Raw genomic sequence first — 11,858 nt, 5'->3', positions numbered from 1 at the left:
CGCAAGTGTTGTTAGGTTCGTTAAAATTGGTTCAGGGCATTGCCCTGAACCTGGTATGGCAGCTTTAGATCTCCCGGCTAATTCACCGTCTCTTTTACTTCTCCACAAGAAATCATCTTATCTCCCATGTATGGATTTTTAATTTCTTTCTGAGCAGAAAGCCAATAAGCGCCCTTATCCTTGTTAGCCATCGGGCAAAAATCAACATACAGCTCTCCACTGCTCAATCCAGATTTTTTAACTAAGGGAATAAATTCGTCACTCAGGGTGGAATACAAAACCCTTTGGGCGTCGATATCTTTGGCTTCTGTAATTTGGGAAGCTGTTTTAGCGGTAGCAGATCCTTGTGAGACCTGGTTCATACCCGCTTCGATGGCACTTGAAGCAATTTTTGCTTCTGCTGTATCTGAATTGATTAGGGCCGTTGTCAGGTGTATATAATGCTGGTAGACGGCATTGAGCTTATCATCTTTCAACACTACTTTATCTGGCTGCTGTCCACCCATATCCATGCCTTCATGATGCGCATGGGCCGTTGAATCCTGATGGGAACCGGTATTACTTCCTTCATTTTTACTGCCGCATGCTGAGAGGATAATTACTATGACTACCGGCAATGCCCATTTGGTTACGTTTTTCATCTCAAATAGAATTTATGGTTAATAAAAATTGGTTACTCATGTTGATGCAGGGCCATTGGGTCAGAGCCTTTTTTTAATACATATTCACTGTATAAAAGATAAGCACCTGTAACAACCACCTTTTCATTTTTAGCAATGCCTTCCTTGATTTCAACTAGGTCGGCATTCTGCATGCCGATTAAAACCACGCGTGCCTGGAAAGTACCAGGCTTTGTTTCGATCCATACATGCGTTCCTTTTGCATCACGGATCACCGCATCGACAGGCAAGGTCATTGTATTGATTGTATCACTGGTTGGCAGGATTATGTTAGCTTGCAGTCCTGGCTGCCACCGGTTCCCCGGGTTAGCAATAGTTCCCCGGACCTGCATCAGCTGGCTTCCACTCTGAATGGCAGGTGTGATGAAATCGATCCTTATTTGCTGGGGTTTGTCTTCCCAGCCTGCAACCTGTACCTGAACCTTTTGACCTGTACGGATGCCTGCCGCTTCTGCTGGATAGATATCGGCTTCGACCCATAAAGAAGAGTAGTCTTCAAGGCGCAGCACCGCGCTGCCCTCAGACACATATTGCCCTTCCGTTACTGATAACTCTGAAACCGTGCCATTCATCGGTGCCCTGTAGGTGATAAAAGGGTCTTGCTTCTGCATTGCCGCTAGGCCCTGGATATCTTCTTCACTTTGGTCATACAACCGGAGCTTCTGCCGGGCCGCTTTTTCAATAGCTATGAAGCGAGCATCAGCAGGAAACTGCTGCACTTGGGCATGTGCCAACAGATATTCCTGCTGAAGTGCAGAAAGTTGCTCGGAGTATATTTTGTAAAGCGGCTGTCCTTTCAATACAGCTACACCGGTTTCTTTGACATACAACACCTGGATACGGCCAGCTGCACGGCTGGATACAACAGCGGTTTGATCAGGGTTCACAGCAAGGCGGCCATTAAGTCTTTTGGAATTCGACAAAAGGCCGCTGCCAACTGTCATCGTCGTTATATTGGCCAATGCTATTTGGCTCTCACCCAATATAATAGCGGCATCCTTAATGCTTTTATCAAAAATGACCAGGTCCATGCCACATATGGGGCAGCTGCCCGGTTTGTCCTGGATTATTTGCGGATGCATAGGACAGGTATAAGTCTTCTGCCCAGCTGTGGCGGCTTGCTTCTTTTTATCATCTTGGCATGCAGTCAAAAACATCCCCGGAGCAAAAGAGGCGACAGTAGCAAGCCTCAAAAATTCTTTTCTTTTCATATCCTTAATTTTCAACAATACTGTTATCCTTAATAAAGCTCTCACTGTCGATCAGATAGGATACGTTTGAAGCGACTTTCCAATCCTGGATATCAGAGAGAATCTGTACCATACCATCTATAACTGCGCCGGATTTAACGTGCATGGGTAGCAGCACTTTACCTTGTTGCCTGAATACAATAGCCTTGTTACCGGTTTGCCAGACCGCTTTTTTGTCGAGCCATAACCCATTTTGAAAAACGATAGGAATACTTGCGGTCAGAAGTTGCCCGGGAGTCAGGTCTTTGCCTGTGAGATAGACCCTAGCCAGGGTGAAATTCTCACCACTTCGAAGCACCGGCTGGATCAACCCAATCTTGCCACTGACCATATTTTCCTTCTCATTGCCAGTATAAAAGAGCAACTTTTGCCCTGGTTTGATGCGGGAAGAAATTGCTGGCGGTAGTGCGAATTCTGCAATCAGCCCTTGGGATGTATAAATCGTAAATAAGGACTGCCCGGCAGTAATATATTGCCCAGGGCGCAGTAGCACTGGTGAAGACACTGCTGATGGTGAAGTAGGGGTCAATGAAGCAGCTGTGCTGCCACCCATTTCATCCATTGCTGCACTACCATTGCCAGAAGGTGCAGCCATAGGTGCGCTAGCTTGTGTCAAACTGGCTGATTGTTCCAGGATATATCCGTTGGCCGGGCTGTAAACTGGTACCTTATATAACACATTTCCTGACCTGATAATATCTTCGATTTGCCTAAGGCTTATTCCCAGCAGCATCAGGCGCTGTTTGGCTTTTTCTAGTAAATCCGGGCTGCCCCCGTCACTACTGAGCATCAAAAGCTCTCTTTGGGCAGATGCCAGGTCCGGAGAATAGACCTCCATTACCAATTGCCCTTTCCTGACAGGCTGATAGTTATATTTAATCAGTAACCTTTCAATGCGGCCACCCACCCGTGATGATAGCGAAACCTGGCTGCGGCTATCATAAGTTACCACTCCTTGCGCCTGTACAGAAAAAATACGCATGCCATTTTCCGCATTAATTACAGGGATGCTGGCAATCACCTGCGCGTTTACTGGCTTTAACAAAGCATTGAAGCTACTGTCAACAACCAACTCATTATTTGCTTCTTTTACCACCAGGTCCATGCCACAAATCGGGCACTTCCCTGGTTTTTCCTGGATTACCTGTGGGTGCATCGGGCAGGTATACAGCTCTGTATCCCCGTGGGCCACATGCCCACTTTTTTCGGATTTATTTTCACAGCCCATCAAAAGCACACTGGCTAATAACAGTACTGTTAAAAGGCTACCGATATAGTTCTTTCTCATAGTCCACGATCATTTCGTACAATTTCAATTTCTCGTCAAGCACATTCATTTGCATCATTGTCAAGGCTTCCCAGGCGTCTATCACAACAGGCAGCTGCGCTTTATTTTCCTGATAATTGGCAAAGTACGCGTCCATCGCCTTTTGAAGGGCCGGGATTATTTTTTCTTGCATCGTGCTGACCCTGGTCTGCATAGACTCGATCTCTGATTGCATGCCATAAAGCATGCCCTGGGTTTCCACCAGCATCGCTGAACGCTCCTTTTGCATTCCTTGGATGCTGAGCTGCATGCCTTTGATATCGGATTTGTACATTTTAGATGACCAGGGGGCAATAGGGATACTAAGCATTCCCATCACGCTGTAAGCATTAGGCATCATTGCGTCGAGCGGGTACATATGGTCAAAGCGGATTTTAAAGTCCGGCTTTTTCTGTTGTTTCATGCTTTCAATATTCAACTGCATGGAACGTATACTTTCATTCATTTTAAAGACATCCATCCGCACGTCAGCAAGTGAGGTGGTATCGTAGTGCATGGCTGCCCGAAAGGAGGGGGTGTACGTAGTGTCAATCTCAAAGTCTTGGTTGCCAGCTACATTCATCAGGCTATTCAGCCATCCTTTTGCCTTCCCAATAGTACCTTCCTGCATACGGATCATATTTTGGTTTTCCAGGATTTTCGATTCTGCCCGGTAAACCCCTCCGAGTTGTGACTGGTTATAGGGATACCTGACTTCTTCAATCTTCTTCATCATGACCATGATTTTCTCATTCTCTTCAAGTACACCTACACGCTGCCGGGCAATAAGCCAGTTGAAATAAAGGCGTTTTGCCTGGGCTTTATAATTATTAAGGGTAATACCACGGTTGGCCCTTTCCACATTGCCCTGGGAAGCGATATATCTTCTCTTTGCATTCAGCTTGGCCAGGTTAGGGATGTCCTGCTCGATCTGCAGCATCAGGTTGCCTCTATCTCGGGATTCCATGATCATTTGGCCCGGATAGGGGGTCATGAAAGTTCCCAATCCTATCATGGGTGGCATCCAAGCCGTAGCTGCATCACCGCTATATTTGTAACTGTCCGCTTTGAGTCCATAAGACTGAAGCATCAGGTTGTTGTTATCAATGCGTTGTAAAATCGTATCCAGCCTAAGTACCGGTAGCTGCTGTGCCCAGGTAGTTAGCGGCAGCAGAAACACGATTAACCATTTTACGTAACTAGTGCTGTGTATCATGGATTTGCAGTTTTCCGTATTTACGTAGCTCATACTCCTTTGTCATTAAAAATATCAGTGGTGTTACCAGTAGGATGTGCGTAGATGATGTGAGCACTCCTCCGATCATCGGCAGCACAATAGGCTGCATCACATCCGTTCCAACTCCATTCGCCCAAAGTACGGGCACCAATCCAAAAAGCGATACACACACGGTCATCAGCTTGGGGCGCAGACGTTTTACGGCCCCATGGATTACGTACTCCCGCAGGTCCTCTTTGGTAATTGATTCAGCAGAATTCCCTTTTTTAGCGACCAGCTGTTGCATGGCATCATTCAGATAGATGACCATAACAATACCGGTTTCTACGGCGATGCCAAACAGGGCAATGAAGCCCACTGCTACTGCTACCGATAGGTTAACTCCCCAGAAATAAATCATATAAGCCCCGCCAATCAAAGCAAAAGGAACTGTGATCAGGCTTAAAAATGCTTCCCGCAGGGAATGAAAAGCAAAATACAGGGAAAAGAAAATGATCATCAGCACGATTGGTGCAATCCATAGAAGCGTCTGCTGTCCACGGATCAGGTTTTCATACTGCCCGCTCCATTCTAAATAGTAACCCGGTGGAAGTACACCATTTGTTTTACTGATCTTTTCTATAGCTTCCTGGACAGTCCCCCCAAGGTCACGGCCGCGAACATTGAACAATACCGCGCCACGAAGCATCGCGTTCTCCGAAGCGATCATTGGAGGGCCGTTCTCGAAGACGACATCAGCTACGGCTGACAAGGGTACTTCGCCCATGGATGCAGACATCAACGGAAGCCTTTTGATGGTTTCTACACTGTTACGGTAATTCTGGGCGAGCCTGACGCTGATAGAAAACCGCTTTCTACCCTCGATCGTGTTTCCGATCGGAGAGCCTCCTAATGCGAATTCAACAGCCTGGTTTACATCATCGACGCTGAGCCCGTAGCGGCTTAAATCTTCTCTTCTTGGGTTGATAGCCAAATATTTACCGCCTGTTACCGGCTCTACGTAAAGATCACTGATACCTGCTGTGCCTTCCAGCGTTCTTTTGACCCTTTCAGATACATTAGCGATGGTGTCCAGATTCTGGCCATAGACTTTTATTCCTACGTCCGTACGGATACCAGTCGAAAGCATATTGATCCGGTTGACAATAGGCTGTGTCCAGCCATTGATCACACCCGGTATCTGAAGCTTGGCATCAAGCTCGGTGATAATATCTTTTTTTGTGATCCCGGCGCGCCACTGTGGCTTTGGTTTTAATTTGATGATCGTCTCAATCATGCTGATCGGGGAATTGTCAGTGGCAGTACTTGCCCTTCCCGCCTTACCCAATACCTTATCAACCTCAGGAACTGATTTAATGATTTTATCCTGAACTTGCAGGATTCGCTTCGCTTCCGAATTTGATATATCTGGTAGCGTTATAGGCATAAAAAGGATACTTTGTTCATCCAGCGGCGGCATAAACTCCGACCCCAGACTGGCCAGCAGCGGTATGGTAATTAAAAGTGCCATGATGTTGATAGCCAGGGTTGTTTTACGCCATTTCAATACACCCCTTATTACTGGCTCATAAACACGTTCAAGGATCCTGTTGACGGGATTGGCGTGATCGGGCCGGAACTTGCCTTTCATGATAAAAGATATCAACACCGGCGCCAGCGTAATGACCAGCAGAGCGTCCACGATCAAAATAAACGTTTTCGTATAAGCTAAGGGGTGAAATAGCTTACCTTCCTGCCCTGTCAGCATAAATACGGGAAGAAACGAGGTAATAATAATGACCGTTGCAAAGAACACCCCCCGGGATACCTGCTTACTTGATTTTTCAATAATGGCCAGACGCTCCTGTTCAGAGATCCACTGAGGCTGTTTATCTTTTCTTTTCTTAAACCATTTCATAATGATGTCGTTTTCTGCTCCTGCTGCCACTGCTCATACCGCTGAGAAAGATGCTTATAGGCATTTTCGCTCATAATGATGCCGTTGTCGACGATCACGCCGATGGCCAGGGCAATTCCTGTTAAGGACATGATGTTGGATGAGATCCCAAAGGCATTCAGTAAAATGAAACTGGCAGCAAGGGTAATGGGAATCTGGATGATGATGCTCAGTGCACTGCGCCAGTGAAAAAGAAAAATAATTACCACCAGTGATACTACGATCATTTCCTCTATTAAGGTGTGCTTGATAGAATCAACCGATTCCTGGATCAGCTCTCCACGGTCATAAACAATATCAAATTTTACACCTTTCGGAAACCCTTTGGCAGCTTCGCTCATTTTTGCTTTCACTTTCTCAATGACAGCTGCTGCATTTTCACCGTAACGCATCACTACAATGCCGCCTACCCGTTCGCCTTCCCCATCCTGGTCAAAAATACCCAGCCGGGTTTCACCCGTCATCTGCACAGAAGCTATATCAGAAACCCTGATGGGTATACTGCCTTGGTTTTTGATTGGTATATTCTCAATTTCCTCGATGGATTGGAGGTACCCAGACGTCTTGATGATATAGCCGATATCACTTAACTCAAATTTCCTTCCTCCGGATTCATTGTTATTCGAGCGGACCGCGCCCATTACCTGTAGTATAGATAAGCGGTAGTAAAGGAGCTTATTAGGATCTATCGTGATTTGGTATTGTTTCTGGAAACCACCAAAGGAAGCAATTTCGCTTACCCCTTCCACATTTTGCAAAGCGAATTTGATATACCAGTCCTGCAAAGCCCTCTGTTCGCCTAAATCCATTTCAGGGGCATCCAGCGTGTACCAAAGGATATGCCCTACGCCTGTTCCATCAGGACCAAGCTGTGGGCTGACACCCGTTGGCAGCGATCTGGATACCGTACTCAGCCGCTCCAGAACGCGCTCACGTCCCCAGTATACGTCTACATCATCATTGAAGATGACATAGATAAAACTCATCCCAAACATGGAAGTCCCGCGTACATATTTAATCTTGGGAAGCCCTTGAAGATTGGTAACTAATGGGTACGTAATTTGATCTTCAATTAATTGCGGCCCCCGCCCCATCCACTCGGTAAAAACAATTACCTGGTTCTCCGATAAATCGGGAATGGCATCAATCGGGTTCTTCTTAACGGCAAACGCGCCCCATATGAGCAGTGCTGCCGATAAGACCAGTACAATGAACCGGTTATGTAGCGACCATTCTATAATGCGATGTACCATACAATTTCTGTATTTTACCCTTAACAGGCCCTGATTTAATGATTATGTTGTTCGAGTAAATAGCCTTTTGCCCCAATACCGTGCTTATGGACCAGTTCCGCACCATGATGACCGGTATAGGCCACAAAGAATGCGGCTGCACTCATGACGATGGCCATGGAAACGTTAACCCACAGATTTCTTTTCAGGAAAAATATGTTGACAGACTGTACCAGCAGGGCTATCCCTGACAGCCACTGTGTGTAAGATGCATACTTCTCATGCTCTTCGAGTATAGCTTGAATAGCTGGTGCCAGCTGCGCGGTATGCGCATGAAACCAAGTCGATGACGCGTAAGCGCCAATAAAGCCAAACAGTAAAAGTGCCCAGGCCACTGTTGTAATCTCCTTTTTATAAAAAAACAAGCCTACCCATTGTAACAGTGCTGCAACAATCAAAAGAACGATTGGAAAGTGTACGACCAAAGGGTGCAATGTTGGAAACTCGCCGAGCCCGTGCTGATGATCAGCCGTGCTCATAGCCGTTTGCATGGCTGTGCTATCATGTTCACCATGCTCATGTTGCAATGCAGGCGTAGCCGTCTGAACTGGGTCCACCTTAGCTTTACCGTGCTTTTTCCCATTGTGGGCAAATAATAATGTACCACTCACCAGCAACAAGCATGTCAACAGAAGGGCTACTTTTGTAATTGACTTCATAAGAAATAATCTGTTAAAATGAATGTCCCGCAGATCTTACTTTTTAACCAGCTTCATATGGCATTTTGAACAAGTATCACCTTCTTTACCAGTAATTTCCGGGTGCATCGGGCAGGCGTATACGGTAGATGGAGCAGCTGGCTTTTTATGACTGGCATCCAGCCCATTCTCAAAGCAATGTAAAACACAGGCCATACCTTTATAACTGGAATGGACATTTCCGATTTTTTTGCCGGATGCATCAAAAATATCACAGGTTTCATCCTTGTCTTTTACGGTTAGGTATATCTCACCGTTTGCATTGTAATAGGTTTTCCCATCTTTACCCATACGCCCCATTTTTTTATTCGTATGGGCATCAACCAAATTACCTTCTCCATCCACGAATGCTAATTTATGGCCCTGATGGTCCTTTACAATCTTGCCTTTTGTAACCGAGCCGATAGTAGTCCCGCTTGCATCAGTGATCATACCGTCTTTGGCAATGCTCATCGGCTGCTTATAATTGGATTGGGCAAACAGCATAACTGGGAAGGTAAAGATTGCTACAAAGAGCAGTGCGGGTATTTTCTTAAATGGTTTCATTGTTTTATTTAGTTATGGTTAAAATATATTTGATTATTGCTTCAATACGATTCCGTTCGGTTTTTTGCCGACAGCGATATCCTTAATCTTAGTATGGCTGAGCGTATTGATAACTGAAACACTTTGCGCCATTTGATTGGTTACGTAAGCCGTATTGCCATCAGCAGTGAAGCCAACAGCATGTGCGCCAGCCGCGGTACCAAAGACCCCGCCATGCATCCATTCTTTCATAGCGCCGTCCCATTTCCAGTAATGCACCTTTCCATTGTCAGGATCGGTGACCCATAGCTCTTCTTTTTTAGCGAGATGTGCGGCACTGCCTGGCATAAAACCAAGCGTGATCGTCTGAATAACCTTATCTGTTGCAACATCAATGACACTGATGCTCTGGCCTTCTTCATTGTCCACATACATTTTTCCGTCGTAACCGATCCATGCGGCGACCGGATTGTCGCCAACCGCGATCGTTGCTATTATTGCTTTGCTGGAAGGATTGATAACCGATACATTATCATCACCGCTATTAGCTACGTAGACCTTGGAACCGTCTGGAGAAAATGTCACTTCTGCTGGCTCCATACCCACTGATATTGTATTTTTCAAGGTGTAGGTAGCTGCGTCGTAGACAAGCACTTTTCCCTCCATGTCCATTTGGGAAGTCCAGATTTCTTTTCCATCAGCAGAATATACCGCATTGTGGTTCATAACGGGCACTTCCAGATTTTTAACAACAGTTCCCTTTACTGCATCCATCACAATTACTTTCCCTTTCATGCCGGCCATTCCACCTGCGTGCCCACCGCTCAAATCCATTCCAGGTACAGCAATAGTTAGTCGGTGCTCACCTAAACTTTGAAGATGGTAAACATGGTGCGGCCACATTACCATATTTCCTGATGCGTCCATCAGTTCAAGCGTCTCAGATACATTGTTATCCGATAGACGGATCACCGATACGGTAGCATCTTCCCCATTTACTACATAGGCAGCAGGGTAATCGATGTTTTTTTCCATCGTCATATCGTCCATTACATGTTTACGGCAGGCAGAAAATGAGGTGATAGCAAGCAGTAGCATTGCTCCATTGGTTATGCGTAGCATAATTTGTGTTTTAAAGAATTGAAACAAAGATTGAGCAGGCGCTGACAGGAGTACAGCACAAAAAACCGGGCAAGTATGGTTGCCTGGCACGGAAGGGAAAGGAAATCTTAAATCAGGTAAGTGCAGTTTAGAACATAAACCGGGACTGGTTTACTTCGGGGAGGGGCATTACTTCTTGGATGTTTTTCTGAAATAGAAGGGTATGAGCCTGCTGTAAATTGATAGGAAAAGCCCGAGACCGGTAATGCTGCAGAAACGATAGTAGTGCTAAAAGCTGCTTCTACCAGTTTCCCCGAATCATCTGTCTTTATCTTCTTAAACTCATCTTTACAGCACCCCTTCTTTGTGGATTGGCCCTTGTCCATGCCACAATTTTCACAATGATCTGCGTCTGCTTTTGTAGTCTTCCAATTGACTACTTCGCCCATACAGTAATGCAGCGTCAGTGTGACACCCGTTGCAGTACCAAGGTAAAGAAAGGCCAGGAAAAGTATAATAAGCTTTTTCATGTATGGCATAAAGTACAAAAATCCAAAAACAATATTGTATTTTATTACACAATTATTGGTTTGCCTTACATAATTTTTGGATATCCCGTCTTTTACAACTTTTACCTTAAATCTTAACTAAGTTAGTAAAACAAAACTCAAACGAGCTTTTTCGCAAGGCTGATTATCAAAATATTAAAAATTAGGTACGATGAACGTGTTTTTAGGCAAATTAGGGCTCTTGATCGCTCTTCAGATGTTTCTGTTCTTTCAAAAGGCTGTTACCCGGGCTGCGGAAGTTGGAAAGGAGTATAATCTTGGGACAGGAAGTCAGCCCGAAATAGCTATTGATCAAAATGGAACGGTCCGGATTGTATATGGAGTCAAAAATGGGGATCAGCGGGACCTGTATTTTGTATCATCAAATGATGGGGGAAAATCCTTTTCCAAGCCTACCAAGTTAGGTTGCTTTTCCAAAATGGGCCTTGGGATGGGCAGGGGACCACAGATTACAACAACAAATGACTATACAGTTGTTACAGTTGGTGACCATCATGGTGATTTATTTGCAATGCGACTTTCCAATTCAGATAATCAATGGTCTGCCCCGGTGAAAATCAATGATGCGGATACAACCGCCAAAGAAGCTCTTTCTGGGCTAAGTGCTGGTAAGGGCAACGATGTATATACTGTTTGGCTGGATACGCGGCTAGGCAACAATAATCTATATGGGTCACTTTCCAAAGATGGCGGATTAACCTGGGAGAAAAATCAATTAATCTATCGGGGAGAGCAGAAAGGCATTTGTGACTGCTGTAAGCCATCCGTTTCTTTTGATCAAAACGGCAGTATGTACGTTATGTTCCGAAATAAGCTTGATGGGGCCCGAAACATGTACCTGATCAGCTCTAAGGACAACGGCAAGCATTTTGGCAAAGCCCAAAAACTTGGAACAGGGGACTTTATGATTGATGGCTGTCCTATGGATGGCGGCGACTTGGCTGCTGATGAGAATGGGAGAGTTACCACGGTCTGGAGGCGCCAACTGGAAGTCTATGTAGCCGAGCCTGAAAAGCCAGAAGTAAAACTGGGAGTTGGCCGTACCCCTGTAATTTTGCAAACTGGCAAAGGGCCTGCGATTGCCTGGCAACAGGATGGGGCTATTCAATTTCGCTCCACCAATGGGCAAAAAACCGTTTCGATAGGCAAAGGTCAATATCCCAAACTTGCCATGATGGCTGATAAAAAAACCTCACTTTGTGTTTTTGAACGTGATGGACAGATTTTGGTAAAACCCATTGTATTGTAAATTCTGATTGAAGAG

At 45.4% G+C, this 11,858-nt stretch carries 11 protein-coding genes; 1 reads left to right on the top strand and 10 read right to left on the bottom strand.

Annotated features, from left to right (window positions below):
- Window positions 1–77: 77 nt before the first annotated feature.
- The 10 genes from FBF61_RS33485 to FBF61_RS33440 all read right to left on the bottom strand — a co-directional run bounded on the left by FBF61_RS33485 (window position 78) and on the right by FBF61_RS33440 (window position 10,555).
- A complete protein-coding gene (locus tag FBF61_RS33485; protein WP_138485350.1) occupies window positions 78–641 on the bottom strand; it encodes a DUF3347 domain-containing protein in 564 nt (187 codons plus the stop codon).
- A gap of 32 nt (window positions 642–673) precedes the next feature.
- Window positions 674–1,891 carry an efflux RND transporter periplasmic adaptor subunit gene (locus FBF61_RS33480; protein ID WP_138485349.1) on the bottom strand — a complete coding sequence of 406 codons (1,218 nt, stop codon included), beginning with the start codon at window positions 1,889–1,891 and terminating at the stop codon, window positions 674–676.
- A gap of 4 nt (window positions 1,892–1,895) precedes the next feature.
- Entirely contained in the window at window positions 1,896–3,218 is a 1,323-nt protein-coding gene (locus tag FBF61_RS33475) for a heavy metal-binding domain-containing protein (protein ID WP_138485348.1), read from the bottom strand.
- Entirely contained in the window at window positions 3,196–4,452 is a 1,257-nt protein-coding gene (locus FBF61_RS33470) for a TolC family protein (protein WP_205748356.1), read from the bottom strand. Before FBF61_RS33470 ends, FBF61_RS33475 begins: the two co-directional genes overlap by 23 nt.
- Window positions 4,436–6,370 (bottom strand): efflux RND transporter permease subunit, encoded by a 1,935-nt coding sequence (locus tag FBF61_RS35375; RefSeq protein WP_138485346.1) that lies wholly within the window; start codon window positions 6,368–6,370, stop codon window positions 4,436–4,438. Before FBF61_RS35375 ends, FBF61_RS33470 begins: the two co-directional genes overlap by 17 nt.
- Entirely contained in the window at window positions 6,367–7,662 is a 1,296-nt protein-coding gene (locus tag FBF61_RS35370; protein ID WP_138485345.1) for an efflux RND transporter permease subunit, read from the bottom strand. Before FBF61_RS35370 ends, FBF61_RS35375 begins: the two co-directional genes overlap by 4 nt.
- Before the next feature lie 35 nt (window positions 7,663–7,697).
- Window positions 7,698–8,360, bottom strand: coding sequence for a DUF2231 domain-containing protein (locus FBF61_RS33455; protein ID WP_138485344.1), 663 nt, complete (start codon window positions 8,358–8,360; stop codon window positions 7,698–7,700).
- A gap of 36 nt (window positions 8,361–8,396) precedes the next feature.
- Complete coding sequence (locus tag FBF61_RS33450) at window positions 8,397–8,945, bottom strand: heavy metal-binding domain-containing protein (protein WP_138485343.1); 549 nt, start codon at window positions 8,943–8,945, stop codon at window positions 8,397–8,399.
- Window positions 8,946–8,978: 33 nt separating this feature from the next.
- The gene (locus FBF61_RS33445; RefSeq protein ID WP_138485342.1) at window positions 8,979–10,046 is read right to left on the bottom strand and encodes a YncE family protein; all 1,068 of its coding nucleotides are present in this window, start codon (window positions 10,044–10,046) and stop codon (window positions 8,979–8,981) included.
- A 107-nt stretch (window positions 10,047–10,153) separates the two neighbouring features.
- Complete coding sequence (locus FBF61_RS33440; RefSeq protein WP_138485341.1) at window positions 10,154–10,555, bottom strand: HYC_CC_PP family protein; 402 nt, start codon at window positions 10,553–10,555, stop codon at window positions 10,154–10,156.
- A gap of 469 nt (window positions 10,556–11,024) precedes the next feature.
- Between FBF61_RS33440 and FBF61_RS33435 the strand changes: the two genes are divergently transcribed.
- Window positions 11,025–11,843, top strand: a complete 819-nt coding sequence (locus FBF61_RS33435) for a sialidase family protein (RefSeq protein WP_166444694.1) — start codon at window positions 11,025–11,027, stop codon at window positions 11,841–11,843.
- Window positions 11,844–11,858: the final 15 nt, after the last annotated feature.

It is taken from the genome of Dyadobacter bucti, assembly GCF_005869225.1.
Lineage (GTDB): Bacteria > Bacteroidota > Bacteroidia > Cytophagales > Spirosomataceae > Dyadobacter > Dyadobacter bucti.
The sequence above is the reverse complement of the archived record's forward strand: the minus strand, read 5'-3'. Positions and strand labels throughout refer to the sequence as shown.